The following is a 23,964-nucleotide window of genomic DNA, read 5'->3' as shown; positions in this document are numbered from 1 at the left end:
TCCTGTGCGGACAAGGTTGATCTTGGTCGACAACCTCATCTAGCAGGAGCTTCACTCATTCACCGCCCACATCCGTCGCCCGCGACGAACCCGTGACCTGCACAGTCAGGTTGGAATGGGCTCACTGGTGGCGCTTGCGAGCCTCCGTGACGGCCTCTTCACCGCCGGCCGCTGCAACGATGTCGGCGCGGATCTCGCTCCACTTGGGGAAGTTCGTCATCGCTGCTCTTCCTAGATCTGACATTTCTGCACGTTTGCGGCGTCGTGAGCGGGGCGTTTGCGGTTGGTGTGATTGTCGCGCTGGGTGGCGCCTGGCCACACCTTGATGAGGGTGCCATGTCCGCTGCACAGAGCCGGTCTGGTCTGCGGCATCTGTGGTGAGGATCGCGACCGGGCCGGAGGCGGTGAGTGCGGTCGCGCGGAATGGCTTGGTCAGGCGCCCGCTGTCGAGGACGAGGGTGCCGCCAGGCGTGGCGGGAGCCGGGTCACGTGACGTCCGACCTGCCCTGTTCTCTGCGCGCCTGGTGGAGTTGGTCGCGCAGCGCTTGGACTTCCTCGGCCTTGAGGGGGCCGTGCTCGGCCTCGGCGGCCGTGATGAGTTCGTTGAGGTTGTCGCGTTCGGTCTGGCGGGTGTCGGCGGCCGCTGCGGGCTTTGGCCATGTCGCGCGGCTCATGATCGACGACTGCCCGGGTGGCTCGCTCATGCCGTTCATCCTGCCTAAGAATTGCCACCGACGTGGTGGATGGCGGGACGGGGGACGGCGGCGAAAGGGGAGAGGGCGAACCAGGTCGGGAGGGTGCGGCGGACGGTTTCGGGGCCCTGGAGGTCGAGCGCGCCGGAGCGTAGGGCGTCCGGCCAGCTCAGGTCGCCGCGCCAGATCCGGACCATGTCGCGAAGGTCGGCGGTCACCGTCACCGAGACCTCGAAACCGGGGTCGGTGTCGCAGACGTCGGCGTTGTCGGGTGTGAGGACGAGCCACCAGTGCCGGGTGCGGGCGGGGACGTCCGGGAAAGCGAAGAGGATGACGGTCCGGTGGGCCGGTAGGGCGCCCGGGACGATGTTGCGGCGCATGTCCCAGAGGAGGAGTTGAGGGTCGAGGTCCTGGTCGCCCAGTTCGCCTATCCAGCGGACGCCCCATACTGCGAGGGCCTCCACCACCGGGCGCAGTTCCTCGCCGGCCGGGGTGAGGATGTAGCGGTCGTCCTTCTTGGTCAGGACGCCGGCTCGTGCCAGCTGGTTGAGGCGCTTGGAGAGCAGGGTCGGGGACATGCGCGGGACGCCCCGGCGCAGCTCGTTGAAGCGTCCGCTTCCGGAGAGCAGCTCGCGGACGATCAGCAGCGTCCAGCGCTCGTCCAGCAACTCCATCGCTTTGGCGACGGGGCAGAACTGGTAGTACGAAGCCCCCATGCTTCGCAGGCTAGGACGATTCCCCATGAGCGGCCAGGGCCGGTACAGATCCTGTACTAGGAGCGGGGCCTCCGGATTCCTAGCGTTGAACCCACAACGGGAGGTGAAGTGTCATGGGGGACACGGTGAAGGACGCGCACAGGGCGATGTGGGCGCTGGGCGACTATCCGGCGGTGGCGTCGGAGGTCATCCCGGATTTGGGGGCGGTGCTCGTCCGGGCGGCGGGCGTGCAGGCCGGGGACAGGGTGCTGGACGTCGCGGCAGGGGCGGGGAACGCGGCCATCGCGGCGGCGCTCGCAGGGGCGGACGTGGTGGCCGGCGACCTCACTCCGGAGCTGCTCCGGGCGGGGGAGCTGGACGCGGCCCGGCGGGGCGCGGAGCTGGCGTGGCGGGAGGCCGACGCGGAGGCGCTGCCGTTCGGCGACGGGGAGTTCGACGCGGTGCTGTCGTGCGTCGGGGTCATGTTCGCGCCGGATCATCGGGCGTCGGCCGGCGAGATGCTGCGCGTCTGCCGGCCGGGCGGGACGATCGGGCTGGTCAACTGGACGCCGGAGGGCTTCATCGGGGAAATGTTCGCCGTGATGAAGCCCTACGCGCCGCCGCCGCCCGAGGGGGCGCAGCCGCCGCCGCTGTGGGGACGTCCCGAGCACGTCCAGGAGCTGTTCGGCGATCGCGTCGGCGACATCGCGTTCGAGCGGCGGGTGGTGCGGGTCGAGCGGTTCGGGAAGCCGGAGGAGTTCCGCGACTACTTCAAGGCCCGCTACGGCCCCACCGTCGCCGTCTACCGGCGCATCGCCAATGACCCGGAGAAGGTGGCCGAGCTTGATCTGGCGCTTGCCGAGCTGGCCAGGCGGCATGACGTCGGGACGTCCGGGCTGGTCATGGAGTGGGAGTACCTGCTCGCCACCGCGCGCAGGCGCTGAAAGCAGAAGTCCCCCGGTGCCCGAAGGCGCCGGGGGACTTCCGCGTCGACGTCAGCCGGAGCTGGAGACCGTCACCTGGTAGTCGGTGGGGAGGGCGGCCCGGTGGGCCTCGATCTTGGCGTTCAGGTTGGCGAGGGTGCGGGTGTAGTCGCGGCTGGCCAGCCAGAACTTGTAGATGATGACGAGCTCGAAGGCGAGCAGGCCGGCGGCGCTGACCGCGACGACGGGGATGATGGCGCCGGGGACGATCACGGCGGCGATCGGGGCGATGATGAAGACGCCCATCTGGAACTCGATGCCGCTGATCAGGTGGGGCCGGATGCGGCCCGCCATCAGCACGTTGCGGATCCGCGCGTACCAGGGGAAGCGCTGGTTGAAGCCCTGCTGGAGGTTCGCGATGGTCGGGTCGGCGTCGGCGACGACCCGCTCCTCCATGTCGGCCTCCGGGTCCTCGGCGAGGGCCTCGGCGGAGCGGAGGTCCCCGTCGGCGTCGGAGATCTCGCCGTTGGCGCGGCGGGCGGCCTGTTCGAGTTCCTGCGCCTCCGCGCGGGCCGCGTTCAGGGTGGAGCGCATCTGGGCGCGGACCTTGTAGATCTCCAGCGCGTCCATGTAGCGGAGCATGTCGAGGAACACGACCGCCACGGCCGTCCAGATGTAGGCGACGTTGTCGGTGGCGGCGTACTGGCCGGCCATCAGGGCGATCGCGCAGGCCAGGACGCGGACGCGGTCGAAGATGTAGTCGAGCCAGGCGCCGAAGACCGAGCCGGTGCCCTTGAGGCGGGCGATCTTGCCGTCCATGCAGTCGAGCGTGAACGACAGGTGGTAGAGCAGCGCTCCGGCGAGCAGCCACGGCCAGGACGCGACGGTGAAGCAGGCGCCGGCGGCGAGGCCGAGGATCAGCGCTCCGACGGTGAGCTGGTTCGGGGTCACGCGCGTCCGGTTGGCCGTGAACCTCACCAGCCGGGACGCGAGCGGATCGACCAGCAGGACGGTCCACCAGGCGTCACGCGCCTTGTACGTCCGTTGCCGAACGTCGTCGAGCGTGAAGTTCGCCATGGAGTTCCTTTCATCGTGAGGAGCGGTCCGATGTTATCGGCTGTCCGGTTCCGGTCTCCGGGAATGCGCCGCATCCGTGCCTCCGGACCGGACGTTGACGATCATCATCCTCGGTACGCTGGGCAGAGTGCGCGTCCCCCACGTCGCCCATGTGCCGTTCGCGGTGGTTCTCGCGGCGGCGATCTGGATCCGAATCATCGCGGTCCTCGCATATCCGGCGCCGTTGTGGTTCGGCGACTCGCCGGGGTATCTGGAGGCCGCGATCCGGCTGCGGCCGGGCGAGACGCGTCCGAGTGGATACCCGTTTCTGCTCTGGCTGATCGAGCCGCTGCACAGCTTTACCGCGGTGGTGGCCGTGCAGCATGCGATCGGCCTGCTCAGCGGCGTGCTGGTCTACGCGGTGGTGCTGCGCGCCGGCCGGGCCGCCCGACCGCCGGACGAGCCGGGACGGTGGTCGTGGCGCGTCTGGGCGCCGACGTGGTGGCTGGGAGCGATCGCGGGGACGTTCACGGCCTTCGCGGCGCTCACCAGGTCGGCGGGCCTGCCGCTGATCGCGGTCATCCTGGTTGCGATGCTGCTGAGGCAGGCCGGATGGCGGGCATGCGTCGCGGCGGTGGTCATGTTCGTGCTGCCCGTCGTCGGCTACATGGCCTGGTTCCAGGCGGTGTACGGGCAGTTCAAGCTCGCCAAGGCCGACTCGATCTGGCTCTACGGGCGGACGGCTTCGTTCGCCGACTGCCGGGTCATCGACCCCCGCCCCGAGTTGCGGATCATGTGCCCTCAGCGCACCGATTCGCGCATGTCACGGCCTTTCGCGGCGATGTGGACGAAGGATTCCGCCTTCCGGGAGATCCCCGGCTGGGTGACCGGCGAGCAGGCCAACCGGCTCGCGGGGGAGTTCGCGCTGGAGGCGATCGAGAAGCAGCCCGGCGACTACGCGAAGGTCGTCGTCCATGACACCTTCATGGCGTTCGAGTGGAACCGCAGGCCGTACCCGACGCCGTGGACGTGGCTGCAGTACGAGTTCCCCGAGGGGGAGGCGTGGAGCGATGAGCAGGCGCTCCTCGCCGCGAAGTACGACCCGGACGGCGGCGAGACCAGGGTCGTCCGGCCGTGGGCCGGGCAGGTCCTGGCTTATCAGGACCACTTCGCCATGCCCGGGACGTTCCTCGGCATCCTGCTCATCGGCGGGCTCGCCGGTCCGTTCCTGCACGTCAGAGCTCGGGGACGGTGGCGTCCGCTCCGCCCCGTCCGGCACTGGGGGACGGGTGCGCTGCTCCCGTGGGGGACGAGTCTGGCGCTGCTCGTCATCCCCGCCGCGACCGCCGACTTCGACTACCGCTACGTCCTGCCCGCCGTGCCGTTCGCCTGCATGGCCCTCGGTCTGGCCACCCTCCCGCCGCCCCGGCGGCCCCGCCCGACAGTTGTGGACGGGAAGGATGACGCTGACCCTCGGCGAGGTCACGAGCGCCCGGAACCGGCCGGGTCGAAGACGCGGTCCACGGCACGGGATGCGGCCTTGCCGTCGTCGAGCGGGCAGAACCGGTCGACGAAAGCCTCATATCGCGACTTGTGACCGGCGCAGGCGGCCTCGACGTCCCGGATCGCGTCGATCAGATCGTCGGACGTCTCCACCAGCGGCCCCGGCGCCTCCGCCTCGAAGTCGAAGTAGAAGCCGCGGAGCCGGTCCCGGTAGTCGGCCAGGTCGTAGGTGAAGAACAGCATGGGACGCCCCGTGTTGGCGTAGTCGAACATCACCGACGAGTAGTCGCTGATCAGCACGTCCGAGACCAGGTACAGCTCGGTGATGTCGGGGTACTGGGACACGTCCCGGACGAACCCGTGCCCGTCCTCCTCGACCCCGTCCACAACGTTCGTGTGCAGCCGGATGAGCAGGACATGGTCGTCGCCCAGCGCGGCCCGCGCCCGCTCCACGTCGAGCCGCATGTCGAACTTGTAGCGGCCCCGGCTGTAGTACTGGTCGTCGCGCCACGTCGGGGCGTACAGCACCACCCGCTTGCCCTCCGGGATGCCGAGCCGCGCCCTGACCTGCTCGGCGACGGCGCCGGCCTCCGGGCTGTGCATCAGGTCGTTGCGCGGATACCCCACTTCGAGCATCTCGCCCTTGAACGCGAACGCTCGCCGGAAGATCTCCGTGCTGAACGGGTTCGGCGACAGCAGATGGCTCCACTCCGGCAGGACCGGCCCGCCGCCCGTCTTCGCGTGCAGTGCCTTCTTCATCCCGGGCGCGTACGCGAAGTGGACCTCCTTGATGTCGCTGCCGATCTTCTTCAGCGGCGTGCCGTGCCACGTCTGCAGGACGACCTGGTCGGGATGGCGCCGGAACGCGTCCCCGAGCCGGTGGTTCGTCACGATGTAGCGGGACGTGGCGAGCGCCTCGTTCCACTCCCTGCCGTTCAGCCGTACCGCCCGCAACCCGCTCGGCAGCTCCACCTGCGCGTCGTTGACGACCCACAGCTGCTCCAGGTCCGACCCGCGGCGCAGCAGCTCCTGCTGGATCGCCTTCGGGCTGTCGGAGTACTGCCGCCCGCTGAAGCACGAGAACAGCACGGCGTCGCGCAGCCCGTCCCGGTCGACGCGGCGGCGGGCCTCCTCCCGGTATTTCGCCCCGGCGCTCTTCTCCTCCGGCGTGACGTCGCCGGTCACCGACACGGCGAGGCGCCCGTCGCGGGCCTCCAGCGCGTAGCCGCGCCGCGCGACCTCCCGCGGCTCCGGCAGCGCCTGCTGCGCGTGCGCCGACAGGCCCACGGCCAGCGCCCGCTCGCCCGGCGGGCGGAACAGCACGTCCCAGCGGCCCGGACGCAGCGGCAGCACGCCGGCGACACCGGGCACCGCCGCGACCGGGACCTCGGCGCGCAGCACGCCGGACGACGGGTCGGCGACGAGGTCGAACGCGTGCTCCTTGCGGCGCCCTCGGCTGCGCAGCACCAGCTGCCCGCCGCCGTGGACGGGATGCGTCGCGGTCACCGACAGCGACCCGTCCGGACGCCACGTGCAGTCGTCCACCGACAGCCGGACCGTGGACCGCCGGATCCGCAGGTAGCCGCTCGGGCCCCGCCCGGCGACGACCTCCAGCGCGCCGAACATCCGGTCGACGTCGCCGACGCCTTCGGCGAGCACCAGCCGCCGCCCGCCGGCCGACACCGCCCAGTCGCGGGTGTCGTCGCTCTGGTCCGGCGGCATGGGCGGCCCTTCCAGGGCCACCGGCTCGACGCGGGCCGCGAACCCGTCGCCCGCCGCCGTAACGGGCACGGTGACGCGGTCGTCGCCGAGGGACAGGACCAGCTCGTCAGGGGCCTCGCCGGTGCCCTCGATGATGAGCGCGTCGCCCTCCCAGCGCAGCGCCGCCGCCCGCCTGACGACCTTCTCGACCGTGATGACGAACCGGCCGTCCTCGACCCGGGGGACGATCCGCACATCATCGGCGACATACCGGTACGGGGGATGAGCGCCGCTGCCCGACCCGCCGCCCCGCAGCGGCCCCCGCCGGAACACGCCCGCGTTGAGCACGGACGCGTCGACCGTCCAGTCGCCCTCGACCCATCGCCCGTGGCGGCGGAGCCGCCCGGTGTCGAAGGCGGCCTCGAACCCGGACCAACCCGACTTCTGCCCCGGCGCGGGCGTCTGCCTGGCCCGCGCGACGATCTTCCGCCCGGCGGACCGCAGCGTCATCGCCTTCACCGACGTCCAGCGGCGCCGCATGCTGACCGAGTTGATGTACGCCTCGCCGCTGATCATCAGCGTGCCGCCCGACCAGCTCACCGCGTGCACCCGGCCGCGCAGCCGGACCTCGCCGCGCGCCCGGTAGACCTCGCGCGGGACGCCGACCTTGGCGTCCTTCCAGTACGGGTACACGACGTAGCGCCGCAGCGGGTCGCGGACGATCGCCGGCGACACCTTCCCGCGCTCGTACCGGACGACCTTCACCAGCTCCCTCGTGTGCCCGGCCGCGGCGAGATGCCATTTCAGCCGGGTCAGCGCGGGCGCGGCCGCGAGCACCTTCGCGGGCACCTCGGCGGCGTACGCGGCGGCCTGCGCGACGACCTGGTCGCGCTCCTCGGCGGGCACGTCGGGCAGCGCGTCCAGGAACACCTGCAGCTCGCCGGTCACGGCGAGGAACTGCAGGTGCCGCTTCGCGTCGGTGCGGCCGTGCTCGCCGAGCCAGTTCGTGGCGAGGGTGACGGCGCCGAACCCGTCGGCGATCTCCTGCGCCTCCGTCGTCGTCGCGAACCCGGGCCCGCGGCGGTGCAGGACGATGTCGGGCAGCACGTCGACGCCCTCCGCCAGGTGCAGCGCCCGGACCGCCACCGGCAGGTCGTCGTACCAGCCGAGATCGGGGAACTCCAGCTTGCCCGCCGTCCAGAACGAGCGGCGGAACAGCTTCCCCGACACGCGGCGGTCGCCGACGAGCTCCGGGGTGCGCCGGACGTCGGTGCCGGTCGCGGGCGCGGCGACCGCCGGGCCCGCCTTCCACTGCGATACCTGGCCGTTCCACTTGCGGGCGGCCTCGCGGCCGAGCGCGATGTCCGAACCGGACCGCTCCAGCGCCGCCAGCAGGGTCGCGGCGGCGTCCGGCGGGAGCTCGTCGCCGCCGTCGACGAACAGCAGGAACTCGCCGCGGCTCTCCGCGACCCCGGCCTCGCGGGCCGCGCCCCGGCCGAGCGCGCCCCGCCGGACGATCCGGAACCGGTCGTCGGGCACGGTGGCCCCGGCGGCGGCGCCGGCGCCGTCGTCGACCACCAGCACGTCGAGCCCGGTGTGCGTTTGCGCCGCGAGCGAGGCGAGGGTGCCGCCGAGCGACTCCCCGGCCCCGTGCGCGAGCACGATGACGCTGATCCCGCCGGAGGACAAGCGGCCCACTCCTTCGATCGGTTCAGGACGGCCCGGCGGCGCCGCCGGGCCGGGTCGGACGGGACGGCGGTTCACCGCGGCGGATTCGGGATCTTCTCGCCGAGGAACATGCGGCGGACGGCGCGCTCGGCAGCCTCCCCGTCGTCCCACGGGCAGAAGCGGCTCCGGAAGATCGCGAGGCTCTTCGCGGCCGCGTCGCCCCACGGCGCCCGGGACGCGAACGCGTCGACCAGCTCCTCCTCGGTCGTCGCGACGACGCCCGGCGCGGTCTCCAGCAGGTCGAAGTTGACGCCGCGGGTGAGCCGGTAGGTCTCCCAGTCGTTGGCGTAGACGACGATCGGCCGGTCGAGGTTGGCGTAGTCGAACATCACGGACGAGTAGTCGGTGAGCAGCGCGTCCGAGGCGATCATGAGGTCCTCGACGGACCGGTGCCGGGACACGTCGATGACCCGGCCCGCCGGCCGGCCGAGGTCCGCCGCGATGTTCCTGATCTTGTAGTAGTAGTGCGCGCGCAGCAGCAGGACGTGGTCGTCGCCGAGCCGCTCCATCACCCGCCCGATGTCGAACATCGGGCTGTAGCGGCGCTGGTAGTCGCGGTGGGTCGGCGCGTACAGGATCGCGGTCGCGCCGCCGGGGACGCCGAGCTCGGCGCGCAGCCGGGCCCGCTCGTTCTCGGTGGCGCGCACGAGGCGGTCGTTGCGCGGGTAGCCGATCTCCAGCATCTCGTAGTCGCACGGGAACCCGCGCTCCCACGCCTCCGTCGACAGCGGGTTGGACGACAGGAGGTAGTCCCACCGGTCCGAGCGGGCGATGAGGGTCGTGAAGTCCATGTCGGCGGCGCCGACCGGGAACTCCATCTGGTCGAGGCCCATCTTCTTCAGCGGCGTGCCGTGCTGCGTCATCATGTGCACCTGCCCTGGCCGCTTCACGTAGTGGTCGGGGAAGTTGACGTTGTTGACGAAGTACTTGGCGCGGGCCAGCGTCCGGTAGTACTCGGCGCCGCCCGCGACGACGTAGTCGACGCCGTCCGGCATGGTCTTGCGCGCGGCCGGCTTGACCACCCACACCGGCTCGATGTGCGGGGCCAGCTCCCTGACCTTCTCGTAGATGGCGGCCGGGTTGCAGGCGTACCCGCGGTACCAGTAGGCGGCGAAGACGGCGAGGTTCTCGTCGATCGCGAGGCGCCGCTGCATCTGGTAGTAGCGGTCCTTGGCGAGCTCCTTCGACAGGAGCACGCCGCGCCTCCCGACCCGCGCGGCCTTCCGGCTGCCCCGCTTCCGCGCCTTGTTCCTGGCCTCGGCGGCGCGGACGTGCAGGAACCCCTTGTAGTCGTTCGCCTTGATCAGTCGGTGCTTCTCGGCGAGGTAGGGCTGGTCCTCGCGCTCGGGCGGGACGTGCCCGATCGGCTCGTACCGGTTGTAGGTCCGCGACATCTCGGCGAAGAAGCGCGGGTTGTCCGACTCGTGGACGCGGTCGCCGCGCTCGATGATGACGAGCAGGTGCCAGATCGTCCGGTCGAACATCAGCGGGCGGAACCGGTCGGCCTTCGCCCCCATCAGGTCCATGAACTCGAAGATGCGGTCGTACTGGGCGAACGCGTCGAAGTGCTTGGCGCCGGTGGTCCTGGTGATCGCGCCGCGGCGGCGCTGCCGGTAGATGTAGCAGACCCGGTCGAGCAGGCTGATCCGCTCGGCCGCCATCAGGATCGGGTAGGTGACGTTGACGTCCTCGTAGTAGCCGCCGCTGAACCGGAGCCCGAGGTCGAGCAGGAACTCGCGGCGGATCGCCCGGTTCCACGCCGTCATCATCATCTCCAGGACGCTCTGCCGCTCGGCGAGGGAGAACACGTCCGGAGCGGGCGGCTCGCGGAACAGGTGGTTGATGATGCTGCGCTTGACCCTGCCGTTCCAGTAGGCCCGCGCGTAGTCGAACAGCAGCACGTCCGGGCGGGTCTCGGCGAGCCGGTCGAGGACGGCCCGGACCGCGCCCTCGGTCGCGTAGTCGTCGCTGTCGAAGAACCAGACGTAGTCGCCGGTCGCCATGTCGAGGCCGATGTTGCGGGCGTGGCCCAGCCCGACGTTCTCGGCGAGGTGGCGCACCCGGACGCGCGGGTCGTGCGCGGCGAACTCGTCGAGGATCTCGCCGCAGCCGTCCGGCGAGGCGTCGTCGACCGCGATGACCTCCAGGTTCGGCAGGTCCGGGTCGAGGATCGAGTCCAGGCACTGCCGGATGTACCCCTGCACTTTGTGCACGGGCACGACGATGCTCAGGGAAATGTCGCGATCAGAAGTACTCACACGTTGGCCAATCAGCTTCTCGGTGAATCCGGACCGTTTCCGCGGACCCTGTTCAGATCTTTTTTCCGCTGTGCAACGGTTTAAGCAGCCATCGGCTCTCGGGCTCGACGGCCCGGTGCGCGAGGCGCTGGACGGGGACGGTGGCGAGCAGGACGCCGAGCGCGAGCGCGCCGGCCGTCACCAGTGTCAGCCCGGCCGGCGTCCGCAGGAAGGGGGCGTCGAGGGCGCCGCCGTAGTCGAGCCCCTTCACCACGAGGCCGTGCAGCAGGTAGACGTACATCGTCCGGGTGCCGAGCGCGGTGTACCAGGCGCGTCCGCGCGGCACGGCGGCGAGGAACGCGGCGCCGAGGACGGCGGCGATCCCGAGCGCGAGGAGGCGGTAGGCCATGCCCTCCTCCGCGCTGAAGTCCAGGTGCTCGTAGCCGCGGTTCCACAGCAGGACACCGCGCTCGACCGGCGGGACGACGGTGCCGAGCTGCCAGACGTAGGCGGCCGGCAGCGCGGCGAGCAGCACGGCGGCCCCGGCCCAGCGCGCCCGGCGCAGGTCGCGCAGCCGCTCGACGCGATCGCGCGGGACCGTCAGGCCGAGCACGAAGAACGGCAGCAGCCCGGCGGCCCGGCACAGCGTCGGGTCGGCGGCGAAGCTCCAGCTGCCGGCGACCAGGCACAGCGCCACCGACACCGCGACCGGGTGCCGCAGATGCGCCCACAGCGGGGCGCTCAGCCGCCAGAGCACCAGCGCGACGAGGAACCACATCAGGAACTGCGGACGGAAAAGCTCCGGCAACCGGAACTCATTTCCCCGGACGAAGACGAGCTGCAGCCGGTAAAGCACATCGAAGATGACATAAGGGACGACCAACGTCGGGAAAACCACCCGGAATTTCTTCGTGTGGTTCATGAAGCCGCGGGAGAAGTGGCCGCAGACGAACACGAACACCGGCATGTGGAATCCGTAGACGAGCGTGTAGGCCGCGTCCACCGCGTGGCTGTCGCCGCGGAACACCTCCCAGAAGTGCCCGACCACCACCAGCAGGATCAGAAAGAACTTGACGTTGTCGAAGTAGGCGTCCCGTCCGTCCGCCCGCGCATCCGCCGCGCCCGCCGGCCGGGCGGCCGCAAGCACCGGGACGGTGGCGGTCGCGGACGGGCGCGCGGAAGACAGGATGTCCGGCATGTCTGGTATAACCACTTTCAGTGCGCAAGCGATCACGTAGAGTGCATGGTGGACTCTAGCGGCGATCGCCCGCGTCCGTGCCCAGATCCGGAAGACTGGCCCCGACCGGGAAGGCGCGGACTCGCTCAGGCGGGCCCGATCAGCAGGACAGGGGCCGGGCGGGCGCGCCCCCCGGCCGCCGCAGCGGCGTGAACGCCCGCGCCATCGTCGGCTCCAGCACCCGGCTCATCGACCGGACGAACCGGCCCGGAGCATGCTTCCCGGGGTCAGATCCCCTTGCAGATGTTGTCGCTGGCGCGGATCTCGCCCTGCTGCTTGGGGATGCCGGCGCCGGCGCTCTTCAACACGGTCCAGTCCTTGCCGACGACCAGGTCGACGACGCCGGGCGTGGCGCCCTTCCCGCGCACGGCCGGCTGCGGCTTGCTCGGGATCAGGTCGGCGAGTGTCTGGGCCTGCTGGTCGGCGCCGGTGCCGTACAGCACCTTGGTGGCCGCGGTTGGCGCAGGCGCGTTTCCGCCGACCGTCACCTGGAAGCCCTGCGACTCGAGGTCGTCGGCGACCCGCCCGGCCTGGCCGTCCACGCCGCTGCCGTTGTAGACCCGCACCCGCACCTGGCTCGGCGGGATCTTCACCTCGCCGGCCTTCGGCTCCTTCGGGATGGTCTTGTCGTTGCGGACGGCGGCGAAGAACGGCTGCGCGGCGTCGGTGAGCGCCACCCGGTTGATGTCGGCCGGGTCGGGCCCGGACGGGACGGTGACGAACCGCAGCTTGCCCGAGGTCATGCCCTGCATCTCCTGGGCGATGTCCATCATGACCTGCGGCGTCAGCTCCTTGTCGGTGGTGAGCGACTTGGTGACCGCGTTCATCAGCGAGTACATCTTCTTGGGGTTGCTGAGGACCCCCGCGCTCATCGCCTTGTTGGCGAGGGCGCCCATGAACTTCTGCTGCCGCTTGATCCGGTCGGTGTCGGAGCCGTCGCCGAGGCCGTGCCGGACGCGTACGTACGCCAGCGCCGTCTCACCCGAGATCTTGTGCGTGCCCTTGCTCAGCTTGAGCCCGGACTTCGGGTCGTTCACCGACTTCGGCAGGCACACCGGGACGCCGCCGACCGCCTTCGTGATCGTCTTGAAGCCGGTGAAGTCGACCTGCATGAAGTGGTCGATGCGGATATTGGAGATGCTCTCGATCGTCTTGATGACGCAGGCCGCGCCGCCGTTGGTGAACGCCGAGTTGATCTGGCCGCGGGACTGCGCCGGGATCGTCCCGCCCTTGCGGCCCTTGCAGGACGGCATCGGGATCATCAGGTCGCGGGGGAAGCTGATCCCCATCGCCTGGCCGCCGCCCGGCGACAGGTGCAGCAGGATCATCGTGTCCGAGCGGGGCAGCTCGTTCTTCAGCGAGCGCCCGTACTTGCCGTTGGACCCGGCGCGGGTGTCGGACCCGAGCAGCAGGATGTTCATCGCGCTGTTCAGCTTCTTCGGCCGGTTCGGGCCGAGCTGCGCGTTGACGTCCTCGTGGGAGATGTTCCCGAACGCCTTGCGGTACAGGCCGTAGGCGGTGAGGGAGCCGACCACCATGACCGCCGACAGCCCGATGCACACCCAGCCGAGGATGCGCCAGCCGCGTCGCGGCGCCGGCTGCGGGTCGGCGTCGTCGACGTACTCCATGTACATCGGGTTGCTGTTCATCGGCTCCGGTGTCCGGGGTCTCAGCGGTACTGGGGGGTGCGGGGGCGTCCCCCACACGGTGCTCGCCCGCTTTCAGGGTCGGGTCGGTGGACGGGGCAAGGAGAGCGTAGGTCAGGCGAGCCGGTACGGGGGCCCGGATGCGCCATCCGGTCCGGGCGGACCGGCCACCACCGTCACATGCTCCACGGTCAGACGTCGATCTAGTGTGGCTTTGTCGAAGTTTCGTTGGATTATGACGGAAGCACCCGATGCTAGTGGTGCAAGAAGGCCCGCCAGCACCCCGTCGAGTGTGGCGAACGGCATGTCGACGAGGAGCCGGTCGCGCACGTCCAGCTCCCATTTCTCGACGGCTTCGCGGGCGGCGGCCACCAGCTCGGCGGCGTCCAATGTGGTGTTTGTCACATCGAGCGCGGGCGCCTCGGGCGTCACTCCCGGTACCGGCTCGAACCGGTCGCCGTAACCGCGGACCTCGTCGGCGTAGTCGGTCACGCCGGGCGGGCAGTCGGCGAGCGGGCCGCCGAGCGCGTGCAGCGACAGCCCGACGATCTCCTCGGCCTCCGCGTCGTCGATCACCTTGTCCAGCACCTCCTGAGCCGCCGCAAGGATGTAAGGGCCCTTGCGGGGGGTGTGGGGGGTCGTCCCCCCACGGTGATACGGCCCGGACGAGCCGACCGGTTCGCCGCTCCGGCCCTTCACCGACTCCGGGTCGACCGGTTCGGCGACGAGCCCCGCCGACCAGCAGGCCATCAGCCACACCGCCGTCTGCCAGTGCGGCGGCAGGACGAGCACGACCCGGCCGCCCGGCTCGGCGCCGAGGCCGTCCACCAGGAAGTTCGCCGTCTTGGCGACCCAGTTGTCGAACGTCCGCGCGGACAGCTCGACCCGCTCGCCGGTCGCGTCGTCGTAGAAGGTGACGAGCGGGTTGGACGGGTCGTCCGCCACCCGCCGCCGCAGCAGCTCCGCGGGCGTCGCCCCGCTCGGGCCGTGTGCGCTCATGGACCCGAGCCTATGCCCGCGTGATCGTCCGGGAGTCACCACCCGGCCAGTGCCGCTACGCTCCGCACGGGTGGATGACCACCCCATGAACCGGAGGCGGGCGGGCGCGCACCGCACTGACGAACGCGGGGCGGATTGATGGACGCTGGCCGGCTGCTCGCCCGCGCCACCCTCGCCCCGGCCCTGCTCGTCGTGGCGTGGCTGGCGGTCGCGCTGCCGCTGCTGCTCGCGGGCGTGTTCCGCCCGGTCCCGGCGATCGCGCTGTTCGTGCCGGTCGCGGCGGTCATCCTGTGGCTCGGGCTGCGCGCCCCGGCCGGCGCCGCCGGTGACCGGCCCCGCCGCGGCCATGCGGACGCGGCGCCCTGGTGGGCCACCGGGAGCGTCCTCGCGATCACCGTCGCGTTCCTGGTGCTCCAGGTGGTCATGTGCTCGGAGCAGATCGTCGTCCGCCGCGACCCTGCGTCCTACGTCCAGTTCGCGACCTGGCTGGCCGAGCACGGGTCGCTGCCCATCCCGCGGACGACGGACGCGTTCGGCGGCCCCGACGCCGTCCTCCGCTTCGACAGCCCCGCCTTCTACGCGGACGGCGGCGCGATCGTCCCGCAGTTCATGGCGGGGATGCCGCTGGTCCTCGCGCTCGGCGGCTGGATCGGCGGCACCCACGGCATCCTGCTGATGGCGCCGCTGCTCGGCGCGTGCTGCGTGCTCGCGTTCGCCGGGCTCGTCGCGCGGCTGGTCGGCCCGCGCTGGGCGCCCGCCGGGGCGCTGCTGCTCGCGCTGACGCTGCCGATGCTCTACGTCTCGCGCAGCACGTTCAGCGAGCTGCCCGCGATCGTCCTGCTGCTGGGCGGGCTGTCGCTGATGCACGACGCGCGCCGGGAGCGCGGGCGGCACGCCGATGTGAAGGCGCTCCTGGCGGGCCTCGCGCTCGGGCTGATCGTGCTGGTCCGCATCGACGGGCTGCGGGACGTCCTGCCGGTGCTCGCGTTCGCGGGCCTGCTCATCGGGCTGCGGCGCGGCGCCGGGTACTGGGCGGCCGGCGGGCTGCTGCTCGGCGCGGGCGCCGGGCTGGCCGAGGGCTTCACGCTGTCCCGGCCGTACCTGAGGTACCTCGACGCGTCGCTGAAGCCGCTGCTGGCCATCAGCGCGGCGGTCCTCGTCGCCACGGTCGCCATGGCCGCCCTGCTGCGCGCGGACCGGACGGGGACGCGGCTGCGGGCGCTCGGTTCGAAGGTCGCGCGCGGCCCGCTGCCCGGCGCCGCCGCCGGCCTGACCGTGCTGGTGATGGCCGGCTTCGCGGTCCGGCCGCTGGTGCAGACCGTCCGGCGGGTGCCGGCGACGCAGGACGACGAGCTGAACGTCCGGTTCATCGAGATGGTGCAGCGGATCCAGCACCTCCCGGTGGACGGCACCCGGCAGTACTCGGAGCTGTCCCTGTACTGGGTCGCCTGGTACATCGGCGTCCCCGCGCTGCTGTTCGCGACGCTGGGCGCCGCGCTGGTGGTGCGCCGGCTTCTGCGCGGCCAGTCACCGCAATGGCTGCTGCCCTACGCGATGATCGTGTGGACGACGACGCAGGTGCTGGTCAGGCCGGGGATCACGCCGGACCACCCGTGGGCGTCCCGGCGGCTGATCGGCCTCGTCATCCCCGGCCTGCTGCTGTTCACCGTATTCGCGTCCGCGTGGACGGTGCGGCGCGTCCGCCGGCTCGGGTACGGGCCGAAGCTGGTCAACCGGGGCGCGGTCGCCGGCGTCCTGCTGATGCTGGTGCCGATCGTGCTGACGTCCGGCGGCTTCCTCGTGAGCCGGACGGAGCAGCACGAGGTGGGCGCGGTGCGGGGCATGTGCGGCAAGCTGCCGGGGCGGAGCTCGGTCGTGGTGGTCGAGCAGTCGACGGCCGACCGGTTCCTGCAGGTCGTGCGCGGGATGTGCGGGGTTCCGGCGGCGCGGACGAGCGGCGGGGCGACGCCGGACGACGTGCAGCGCGTCGTCGCCGGCGTGCAGCGGGCGGGCCGGCGTCCGGTGATCATGGCGGCCAAGCGGGAGCAGGTCGCGCCGTACGGGACGCCGGAACACGTCCTGCACGTGCGGACGCGGCAGGACGGCCGCACCCTCACCAAGCCGCCCGGCGGGACGTGGGGGCTGACGATGGACGTCTGGATCGCCGCGCCGTCCGCACCCTGACCGGTCGCTCCGGAGGCCCGGAGAGCGCGCCCGCATGGCCGACGAGGCTGCTGAGGCCGGCGCGGGCGAGTATCCTCGCGCTGCGTGAGCACCCAGTCTGCCGAGCCGACGTCCGAGACCGCGCCCGCCGAGCCGGCCGCGCCCGCCGAGCCGGCCGCGCCCGCCGAGGGCACCGGGCCGGTCGAGAGCGCCGAACCCGCCGCGCCCGCCGAGCCCGTGGAGGCGCCGCCCGCGCCCGCGGCGGCGCCCGCCCCCGCGGCTACGGACGACGGGCCCGTCCACGTCACGATCGTCCTGCCCTGCTACAACGAGCAGGACCACGTGATCGACGAGGTCGAGCGCATCTGCAAGGCGATGGACAACAGCGGCAAGACCTACGAGCTGCTGGCCGTCGACGACTGCTCCACCGACGACACGCTCGCCCGGCTGCGCGAGGCGGAGCCGCGCTTCCCGCACATGCGGGTCATGGCGTTCCAGAACAACAGCGGCTCGGGCACCGTCCGGCGGATCGGCTCCCAGCAGGCCCGCGGCGACATCGTCGTGTGGACGGACGCCGACATGTCCTACCCGAACGAGCGGATCCCCGAGCTCGTCGACGTCCTGGACACCGACCCGTCCGTCGACCAGGTCGTCGGGGCGCGCACCACCGAGGAGGGGACGCACAAGATGCTGCGGGTCCCCGCCAAGTGGTTCATCCGCAAGGTCGCCGAGCGGCTCACCAACACCAGGATCCCGGACCTGAACTCGGGGCTGCGCGCGTTCCGCCGCGAGGTGTCGCTGCCGTACCTGCGGCTGCTGCCGCCCGGGTTCTCCTGCGTCACCACGATCACGATCGCGTTCCTGTCGAACCAGCACCCGGTCCGGTACGTGCCGATCGACTACGCCAAGCGGGCCGGCAAGTCGAAGTTCCACTTCACCAAGGACGCCTACCGCTACATCCTGCAGGTCCTGCGGATGGTCATGTACTTCAACCCGCTCAAGGTGCTGATGCCGCCGGCGCTGTGGCTGATCGTGATCGGGCTGCTCAAGGGCGTGTTCGACATGGTGGTGCACTTCGGCTACTTCGCCAACAACACCATCATGATCTTCGTGACCGGACTGATCATCGCGTCGCTGGCGCTGCTGGCGGACCTGATCGTCCGATCGCGCGGCGACGTCTAGCGGTGGCGGCCCGGGGCATGCGCATCGCGATCGTCGGCCCGGCGTTCCCGTACAAGGGCGGCGGCGCCCGGCACACCACCGAGCTGGCGCACCGGCTGGCCGCCGCCGGGCACGAGGTCGTCATCGAGTCGTGGCGCGCCCAGTACCCGGGGTTCCTGTATCCGGGGCAGCAGACGATCGCCGAGCCGGAGGGCGAGCCGTTCCCCGGCACCCGGCACCGGCTCGACTGGCGGCGCCCCGACGGCTGGTACCGCACGGGGCGCGCGCTGCGCTCCTGCGACCTGGTCGTGCTGGTGGTGCTGAGCACCGTTCAAGTGCCGTCCTACCTGGGGATCCTGGCCGGTATCGGCGGCCGGACACGGGTGGTGGCGCTGTGCCACAACGTCCTGCCGCATGAGCGCAAGCCTTACGACGAGCCGCTGATGAAGCGGCTGCTGCGGAAGGTGGACGGAGTCCTGGTCCACACCGACGCGCAGGCCGATGTGGCGCGCGGTCTTACCTCGCGCCCTGTGCGGGTCGCGGAGATGGCGGCGCACCTGCCCTCGTCGGGGGCCGTCTCATCCGGTGACGACAAGGTGCGGCGACGGCTGCTGTTCTTCGGGATCGTCCGCCCGTACAAGGGCCTGGACGTCCTGCTGCGCGCCCTCGCCGAAGGCCCGGACGACGTGGCGCTGACCGTCGCGGGCGAGTTCTGGGGCGGATTGGACGAGACCCGCGAGCTGATCCGCTCGCTCGACCTGACCTCGCGGGTGGAGCTGCGTCCGGGCTACGTGCCGGCCGCCGACGTTCCCGGCCTGTTCGCCGCCGCCGACGCGCTCGTCCTGCCGTACCGGACGGCGACCGCGTCGCAGAACGTCTGGATGGCCTACGAGCACGGCCTGCCGGTGATCGCCACCGACGTGGGCGGCTTCGCGGACCAGATCCGCGACGGCGTCGACGGGCTCGTCTGCCCGCCGGACGACGCCGCGTCCCTGGCGTCCGCGCTGCGCCGCTTCTACGAACCGGGGGAGCCGGAGCGCCTCCGCTCCGGCGTCCGCCCGGTCGACCACGGCCCGCTGTGGGCCGCCTACATCGACGCGCTCACAGCGGTTCGATGATCAGAGGTGCGGTTCGATCTCCTTGAGCAGGGCGCGCTTCGGCTTGGCGCCGACGATCTGCTGGACGGGCTCGCCGTCCTTGATGAGCAGCAGGGTCGGCAGCCCCATCACGCCGTACTTGTTCGGCGTCTGCGGGTTCGCGTCGTAGTCCATCTTCGCGATCTTGAGCTTGCCGTCCTTCTCCTCGGCGATCTGCTCCAGGATCGGGGCGATCATGCGGCACGGCCCGCACCAGTCGGCCCAGAAGTCGACCAGCACCGGGGTATCGCTCTTGAGGACCTCGTCCGCGAATGTCGCGTCGGTCACGGTGATCGGGGCCGTCACGGTCCCTCCTTCGTCGGCTGCGTACCCGTCACAAGCTCCTTCGAGGGGGGTTCATTCCCGGCCCGCGGAGCGGTACGCCCGAGCAGGAGCGCGACCCCCGCGTTGATCAGGTCGGCGAGGGTCAGCAGCACCCGGGACGCGATCGCGACGACGACCGGCGCGCCCGCCGGCAGCACCGGCGTCAGCACCACCGTCAGCGCGGCCTCCCGCGCCCCGATGCCGCCCGGCGCGATGAACACCAGGAACCCGGCGACGAACGCCAGCGCGTAGGCGCCGGTCGCGACGAACGGCAGGCCCGTGCCGTCCCCGCCGACGGCCATGCACAGCAGCCAGGTGTGCACGCCGAACAGGATCCAGCCGAGGACCGTCCAGCCGATGGCGCGCAGCGTGACGGCGAGGCTCACCGGGTGCTCCAGCGGCGGCCGGCGGATCAGCCGCAGCATCGTCCCGAGCGCCCAGGTCACGATCTTCGGGTGCAGCAGCACCAGCAGCACGGGCGCGAGGAGGAACAGCCACCAGTACTCGTCCCGCGCGGCCTTCGACGTGAGCGGCAGCGTCACCGCCGCGACCGCGAGCCCGCACGCCGTGGACGTCGCCACCGCCAGCAGCGTCGATCCGAAGCTGCGCTCCGGCGGCACCTTGTGCTCGCGGGTCATCTCGATCTGCGTGACCAGCGCCCACACCTTGCCGGGCACGTACTTGCCGAGCTGCGAGATCCCGGAGATGCGGAAGATGGCGCGTACCGGGAGCGGCGAGCCGAGCCCGGCGAGGAACTCCCGCCAGCCGAGCATCCAGATGAAGAGGCCCGCCAGCCCGGCGACCAGGGCCCCGGCGAGCGCCGCCCAGGACATCTGCTCGAACGCCCGCACCGTCGCGTCCCACTGGGAGGCGACGCTGTAGCCGCAGAACGCGAGCGCGAGCAGGACCAGGAACACCCGCAGCGCCCGCACGGCGACGACCCTCATCTTCACCCGCCCAGCGTAGGCGAACGCTGCCTCGCACCCGGCCGGGCGGCCTAGAGTTGGGGGACGATGAAGATTTCGGATGTGGTCGCCTTCATGGGGCACCAGGTGCACGTGTGCCGGTACCGCGAGGCGGGGACGCTGCTCGACTGGATGGGACGCGACCTGCGCGGCAGGCGCGTCCTCGACGTGGCCGGCGGCGACGGCTACTGGGCGGGGCGGGCGCGCAGGCGCGGCGCCGACGCCGTGTCGATCGACCTCGCCCGCGGCAAGATGGTCTACGGGCGGACGCTGGCCAACGCCCCCGCGCTGATCGAGTGCGACGCGCTGAAGCTCCCCTTCGCGGACGGGTCGTTCGACGCCATCCTGTCCGTCTGCGCGATCGAGCACTTCGACGACGGCGGCAGGTCGCTGGACGAGATGGCGCGAGTGCTGAAGCCCGGCGGTGAGATCTACATGTCCGCCGACGTGCTGAGCCGCGCCGACACGTGGCCGAAGCTCCGCGACGCGCACAAGGCCAAGTACCACGTCCAGCACACCTACACCCACGACAGCCTGCGCAAGCTGATGGACGAGCGCGGCCTCGACCTGGTGAAGCACAGCTACCAGTTCCGCACGGCCGCCACCGAGCGCCTCTACCTGTCGCTTTCCACCTACGGCGGCAAGGTCGGCTTCAACGCCGCCGCCCCGCTCACCCCCCTCGTCGCCCTCGCCGACCGCAAGGCGCCCAACGAGCGCGGAAGCATCGTGCTCGTTCAGGCGCGTAAGAGGTAGTGATCGGGTAGGGGCCCATCGTGAATCGCGTGGAATGAGGTCACGCGAGCCCGCGCCCGACGGGCGTAGGCTCGGACGTAAAGGGTGATCTACGCGACCGCGCTGGATGGGGGAATGGACCGTGGCGCCTCGAATTCTCCTCGACGCCACCGCCGTGCCTGCCGACCGCGGCGGGCTCGGCCGGTACGTGGACGGGCTGCTGGGCGCCCTGCACGCGCAGGGCGCCGATCTCGCCGTCGCCTGCCAGCGGGCGGACGAGAAACGCTACGAGACCCTCGTCCCCGGGGCGCGGGTCGTCGCCGGCCCGGCGACGCTGGCGCACCGCGCGACCCGGCTGGCGTGGGAGCAGTCGGGGCTGCCGCACCTGGCCGAACGCGTCGGCGCGGACGTCATCCACCTGCCGGCGTACACGATGCCGGTGAGCGCCACGCTGCCGACCGTGGTGACGATCCACGACGTGACGCTGTTCACCGAGCCCGAACTGCACGACCCGGTCCGGACGTCCTACATCAAGTCGGCGACCCGCAGCGCGGCGCGCCGCGCGACCCGGCTGATCGTCCCGTCCCGCGCCACCCGCGACGAGCTGGTCGGGGTGCTCGGCGCCGACCCGGCGCACATCGACGTCGCCTACCACGGCGTCGACCACAAGGTGTTCCACCGGCCCTCCGAGGCCGAGGTCGAGCAGGTCTCCGACCGGCTCGGCCTGCACGGCCGCCCCTACATCGCCTACCTGGGGGCGCTGGAGCCGCGCAAGAACGTCCCGAACCTGATCCGCGGCTGGGTCGAGGCGTGCGCGAGCCGTCCCGACGCGCCGGTCCTCGTCCTCGCGGGCAGCGGCGGCTGGGACGACGAGGTCGACGCGGCCCTCGCGACCGTCCCTCTCGACCTGCGCGTGCTGCGTCCCGGATACCTGCCGTGGCCGTCCTTGCCCGGCTTCTTCGGCGGTGCCCTGGTGTTCGCGATCCCGAGCCGGGGCGAGGGGTTCGGACTGCCCGTCCTGGAGGCCATGGCGTGCGGCGCGCCCGTCCTCACGACCCGCCGCGGCCCCCTGCCCGAGGTCGGCGGAGACGCCGTCGCCTACACCGAACCCGACGCACCCGGCATAGCGGGCGCTCTGGCCGCCCTCATCGACGACCCGTCCCGCCGCGCCGACCTGGCCGAAGCCGCGCACGCCCGCTCCCAGGAGTTCTCCTGGTCGGCGTCCGCCGAGGCGCACATGGCCTCCTACCAGCGCGCAGTCGATCAGTACGCCGCCTCCCGCACCCACTAGGCTCTCTCCAACCGCGCGCGTGGAGAAAGGAAGCCAGTGGAAGCGATCCTCCTGGTGGGGGGCCAGGGCACCCGCCTGCGCCCGCTGACGATCTCCACCCCGAAGCCCCTGCTGCCCACCGCGGGCGTGGCGTTCCTCGCGCACCAGCTGGCGCGCGCCCACGCGTCCGGCGTCGAGCGGATCGTGTTCGCCACGTCCTACCGCGCCGAGATGTTCGAGGCGGCCTTCGGCTCGCACGCCTACGGCGTCGATCTCGCCTACGTCACCGAGAAGGAGCCGCTCGGCACCGGCGGCGCCATCCGCAACGCGGCCCGCGCCCTGACCTGCGGCCCGGACGACCCCGTCCTGATCCTCAACGGCGACATCCTGTCGGGCCACGACGTCCGTGCCCAGGTCAAGCTGCACGAGGAGGCCGCCGCCGCGGTCACCCTGCACCTCACCGAGGTGGACGACCCGTCCCGCTTCGGCTGCGTCCCCACCTCCCCGGACGGCCGCGTCACCGCCTTCCTGGAGAAGACCCCGCATCCGGTCACGAACCAGATCAACGCGGGCTGCTACGTCTTCCGCCGCTCCGCCATCGACACGATCCCCGAGGAGGAGGTCGTGTCGGTCGAGCGCGAGACGTTCCCGTCCCTGATCTCGTCGGGCGCCCTGGTCATGGGCCACGTGGAGTCGGCCTACTGGCTGGACGTCGGAACCCCCGAAGCCTTCGTGCAGGGCTCGCGAGACCTCGTCCTCGGCGCCCTGGCCTCTCCCGCCATGCCCGGTGACCCGGGCGAGCGCCTGGCCCTCGCGGGTTCCCGGGTCGCGGCGGGCGCGGTGGTGCGCGGCGGCACCACAGTCGGCCGCAACGCCGTGGTCGAGGCAGGGGCCACCGTCGTCGGCAGCGTCCTCCTGGAGGACGCCTTCGTCGCCGAAGGCGCCACGGTCTGCGACTCGGTGCTGAGCCGAGGCGCCCGGGTGGGCCCCGGCGCCGTCCTGGACGGCGTGGTCCTGGGCGACGGCGCGGTAGTGGGCCCCGGCAACGAACTGCGCCCCGGCCTGCGCGTCTGGCCCGGCATCGAACTCCCCCCGACCGCGATCCGCTTCTCCACCGACGCCTGACCCCGCCCTCCCGCATCAGGTGACCGCCTCGGACACGACGCGCTCGACGGCGGCGGCCACGGGCGTCCCCGACACCCGCACCGCACGGACGTTCTCAGCCGCACCCGCCGTCCCGAGCACGACGAAGTGCGCTGTGGCGAAATTGCGGGCGTTGGCGGTGACGGTGTCGGTGGCCAGCTCCCCGGCCGCGATGATGACGCCGCACTGCCGCTGCACGAGGCTCGCCAGGTAGGGCCGCGCGTTCGCGACCGTCGCCGGGTCCGGCACGGCGAGGTACTGGATCTTGGCGTGGGTCTTCAGCGACGCCCGCCGCATCCCCTCCCAGACGGGCGCGGCCTCCTTCCCGGCGATGCCGTGGGAGTCGGTCAGCAGGCACGCCTTGAACGCCAGGTACTGCCGGGCGCGCGGTTCGTCCGACGGTGTCGGCAGCGCGAGCCAGACCCCTGCCGCCACCACCGCGGCGAGGGCCGCCGCGATGGCGGCCCGCCACTTCGGCGCGAGGCGTTTCCACCGGTCGAGCCCGGCCGCCGCCCACCGGACCACCGCCTCGACCACCGGCGGACGGGCCGCGCCGGAACCGCGTCGCCGCTGGTCGGGGGGACGTATGCGGGATGCCGGCATGGGGGTGCCTCGTCTCTTCCGGAGCGTCGGCCGGCCTCGGCGCGAGCCGC

At 71.8% G+C, this 23,964-nt stretch carries 19 protein-coding genes; 8 read left to right on the top strand and 11 right to left on the bottom strand.

Annotation, left to right across the window (positions count from 1 at the left end; genetic code table 11):
• Window positions 1–485: 485 nt before the first annotated feature.
• Both E1284_RS07915 and E1284_RS07910 read right to left on the bottom strand, forming a co-directional pair.
• The gene (locus E1284_RS07915) at window positions 486–704 is read right to left on the bottom strand and encodes a hypothetical protein (RefSeq protein WP_207923622.1); all 219 of its coding nucleotides are present in this window, start codon (window positions 702–704) and stop codon (window positions 486–488) included.
• 14 nt (window positions 705–718) lie between these two features.
• Window positions 719–1,408 carry a winged helix-turn-helix transcriptional regulator gene (locus E1284_RS07910; RefSeq protein ID WP_131938339.1) on the bottom strand — a complete coding sequence of 230 codons (690 nt, stop codon included), beginning with the start codon at window positions 1,406–1,408 and terminating at the stop codon, window positions 719–721.
• 113 nt (window positions 1,409–1,521) lie between these two features.
• Between E1284_RS07910 and E1284_RS07905 the strand changes: the two genes are divergently transcribed.
• Window positions 1,522–2,331, top strand: coding sequence for a class I SAM-dependent methyltransferase (locus tag E1284_RS07905; protein ID WP_207923621.1), 810 nt, complete (start codon window positions 1,522–1,524; stop codon window positions 2,329–2,331).
• Between the two features lie 51 nt (window positions 2,332–2,382).
• On the opposite strand, the gene E1284_RS07900 is transcribed toward E1284_RS07905, so the two are convergent.
• Complete coding sequence (locus E1284_RS07900) at window positions 2,383–3,387, bottom strand: CDP-alcohol phosphatidyltransferase family protein (protein WP_131938338.1); 1,005 nt, start codon at window positions 3,385–3,387, stop codon at window positions 2,383–2,385.
• Window positions 3,388–3,514: 127 nt separating this feature from the next.
• Here E1284_RS07900 and E1284_RS07895 point away from each other — a divergent pair, with 127 nt between their 5' ends.
• Window positions 3,515–4,963 (top strand): hypothetical protein, encoded by a 1,449-nt coding sequence (locus E1284_RS07895; protein WP_131938337.1) that lies wholly within the window; start codon window positions 3,515–3,517, stop codon window positions 4,961–4,963.
• On the opposite strand, the gene E1284_RS07890 is transcribed toward E1284_RS07895, so the two are convergent.
• The 5 genes from E1284_RS07890 to E1284_RS07870 all read right to left on the bottom strand — a co-directional run bounded on the left by E1284_RS07890 (window position 4,849) and on the right by E1284_RS07870 (window position 14,417).
• Window positions 4,849–8,259: a bifunctional glycosyltransferase/CDP-glycerol:glycerophosphate glycerophosphotransferase gene (locus E1284_RS07890; RefSeq protein WP_165965169.1), complete on the bottom strand. Its 3,411-nt coding sequence runs from the start codon at window positions 8,257–8,259 to the stop codon at window positions 4,849–4,851. The genes E1284_RS07895 and E1284_RS07890 overlap by 115 nt on opposite strands.
• 71 nt (window positions 8,260–8,330) lie before the next feature.
• Window positions 8,331–10,517: a bifunctional glycosyltransferase/CDP-glycerol:glycerophosphate glycerophosphotransferase gene (locus E1284_RS07885; RefSeq protein WP_279433030.1), complete on the bottom strand. Its 2,187-nt coding sequence runs from the start codon at window positions 10,515–10,517 to the stop codon at window positions 8,331–8,333.
• 91 nt (window positions 10,518–10,608) lie between these two features.
• On the bottom strand, window positions 10,609–11,733 hold the full coding sequence (locus tag E1284_RS07880) for an acyltransferase family protein (RefSeq protein ID WP_131938335.1): 1,125 nt from the start codon (window positions 11,731–11,733) through the stop codon (window positions 10,609–10,611).
• Window positions 11,734–11,999: 266 nt separating this feature from the next.
• Complete coding sequence (locus E1284_RS07875; protein WP_131938334.1) at window positions 12,000–13,421, bottom strand: LCP family protein; 1,422 nt, start codon at window positions 13,419–13,421, stop codon at window positions 12,000–12,002.
• A gap of 111 nt (window positions 13,422–13,532) precedes the next feature.
• A complete protein-coding gene (locus E1284_RS07870; protein ID WP_131938333.1) occupies window positions 13,533–14,417 on the bottom strand; it encodes a TIGR03089 family protein in 885 nt (294 codons plus the stop codon).
• 138 nt (window positions 14,418–14,555) lie between these two features.
• Here E1284_RS07870 and E1284_RS07865 point away from each other — a divergent pair, with 138 nt between their 5' ends.
• The 3 genes from E1284_RS07865 (at window position 14,556) to E1284_RS07855 (ending at window position 18,859) form a co-directional block, all read left to right on the top strand.
• Window positions 14,556–16,601 (top strand): hypothetical protein, encoded by a 2,046-nt coding sequence (locus E1284_RS07865; RefSeq protein WP_131938332.1) that lies wholly within the window; start codon window positions 14,556–14,558, stop codon window positions 16,599–16,601.
• A 216-nt stretch (window positions 16,602–16,817) separates the two neighbouring features.
• Entirely contained in the window at window positions 16,818–17,762 is a 945-nt protein-coding gene (locus E1284_RS07860) for a glycosyltransferase family 2 protein (RefSeq protein ID WP_131938343.1), read from the top strand.
• Window positions 17,763–17,779: 17 nt separating this feature from the next.
• Window positions 17,780–18,859 (top strand): glycosyltransferase family 4 protein, encoded by a 1,080-nt coding sequence (locus E1284_RS07855; protein WP_131938331.1) that lies wholly within the window; start codon window positions 17,780–17,782, stop codon window positions 18,857–18,859.
• Here E1284_RS07855 and trxA read toward each other — a convergent pair whose 3' ends face one another.
• Complete coding sequence (trxA, locus tag E1284_RS07850; RefSeq protein ID WP_131938330.1) at window positions 18,860–19,183, bottom strand: thioredoxin; 324 nt, start codon at window positions 19,181–19,183, stop codon at window positions 18,860–18,862.
• The gene (locus E1284_RS07845; protein WP_243714330.1) at window positions 19,180–20,148 is read right to left on the bottom strand and encodes a lysylphosphatidylglycerol synthase domain-containing protein; all 969 of its coding nucleotides are present in this window, start codon (window positions 20,146–20,148) and stop codon (window positions 19,180–19,182) included. The genes trxA and E1284_RS07845 overlap by 4 nt, the downstream gene beginning before the upstream one ends.
• A gap of 66 nt (window positions 20,149–20,214) precedes the next feature.
• On the opposite strand from E1284_RS07845, the gene E1284_RS07840 reads away from it, so the two are divergent.
• The 3 genes from E1284_RS07840 (at window position 20,215) to manB (ending at window position 23,293) form a co-directional block, all read left to right on the top strand.
• Window positions 20,215–20,919, top strand: coding sequence for a class I SAM-dependent methyltransferase (locus E1284_RS07840; RefSeq protein ID WP_131938329.1), 705 nt, complete (start codon window positions 20,215–20,217; stop codon window positions 20,917–20,919).
• Between the two features lie 121 nt (window positions 20,920–21,040).
• Window positions 21,041–22,189: a glycosyltransferase family 4 protein gene (locus E1284_RS07835; protein ID WP_131938328.1), complete on the top strand. Its 1,149-nt coding sequence runs from the start codon at window positions 21,041–21,043 to the stop codon at window positions 22,187–22,189.
• Between the two features lie 36 nt (window positions 22,190–22,225).
• Window positions 22,226–23,293 (top strand): mannose-1-phosphate guanylyltransferase, encoded by a 1,068-nt coding sequence (gene manB / locus E1284_RS07830; RefSeq protein WP_131938327.1) that lies wholly within the window; start codon window positions 22,226–22,228, stop codon window positions 23,291–23,293.
• 15 nt (window positions 23,294–23,308) lie between these two features.
• On the opposite strand, the gene E1284_RS07825 is transcribed toward manB, so the two are convergent.
• Entirely contained in the window at window positions 23,309–23,914 is a 606-nt protein-coding gene (locus E1284_RS07825) for a type 1 periplasmic-binding domain-containing protein (protein WP_165965168.1), read from the bottom strand.
• Window positions 23,915–23,964 lie beyond the last annotated feature (50 nt).

The organism is Actinomadura bangladeshensis (genome assembly GCF_004348335.1).
Classification (GTDB): domain Bacteria; phylum Actinomycetota; class Actinomycetes; order Streptosporangiales; family Streptosporangiaceae; genus Spirillospora; species Spirillospora bangladeshensis.
This window is presented reverse-complemented; position numbering and strand designations above follow the sequence as displayed.

Excerpts from the sequence above, each read along its gene's own strand:
- E1284_RS07910 (WP_131938339.1), bottom strand. The coding sequence starts at position 1,408 with ATGGGGGCTTCGTACTACCAGTTCTGCCCCGTCGCCAAAGCGATGGAG.
- E1284_RS07845 (WP_243714330.1), bottom strand. The coding sequence starts at position 20,148 with ATGAGGGTCGTCGCCGTGCGGGCGCTGCGGGTGTTCCTGGTCCTGCTC.
- E1284_RS07905 (WP_207923621.1), top strand. The coding sequence starts at position 1,522 with ATGGGGGACACGGTGAAGGACGCGCACAGGGCGATGTGGGCGCTGGGC.
- E1284_RS07880 (WP_131938335.1), bottom strand. The coding sequence starts at position 11,733 with ATGCCGGACATCCTGTCTTCCGCGCGCCCGTCCGCGACCGCCACCGTC.
- E1284_RS07875 (WP_131938334.1), bottom strand. The coding sequence starts at position 13,421 with ATGAACAGCAACCCGATGTACATGGAGTACGTCGACGACGCCGACCCG.
- E1284_RS07870 (WP_131938333.1), bottom strand. The coding sequence starts at position 14,417 with ATGAGCGCACACGGCCCGAGCGGGGCGACGCCCGCGGAGCTGCTGCGG.
- E1284_RS07855 (WP_131938331.1), top strand. The coding sequence starts at position 17,780 with ATGCGCATCGCGATCGTCGGCCCGGCGTTCCCGTACAAGGGCGGCGGC.
- E1284_RS07825 (WP_165965168.1), bottom strand. The coding sequence starts at position 23,914 with ATGCCGGCATCCCGCATACGTCCCCCCGACCAGCGGCGACGCGGTTCC.
- E1284_RS07840 (WP_131938329.1), top strand. The coding sequence starts at position 20,215 with ATGAAGATTTCGGATGTGGTCGCCTTCATGGGGCACCAGGTGCACGTG.
- E1284_RS07915 (WP_207923622.1), bottom strand. The coding sequence starts at position 704 with ATGAGCGAGCCACCCGGGCAGTCGTCGATCATGAGCCGCGCGACATGG.
- E1284_RS07865 (WP_131938332.1), top strand. The coding sequence starts at position 14,556 with ATGGACGCTGGCCGGCTGCTCGCCCGCGCCACCCTCGCCCCGGCCCTG.
- E1284_RS07900 (WP_131938338.1), bottom strand. The coding sequence starts at position 3,387 with ATGGCGAACTTCACGCTCGACGACGTTCGGCAACGGACGTACAAGGCG.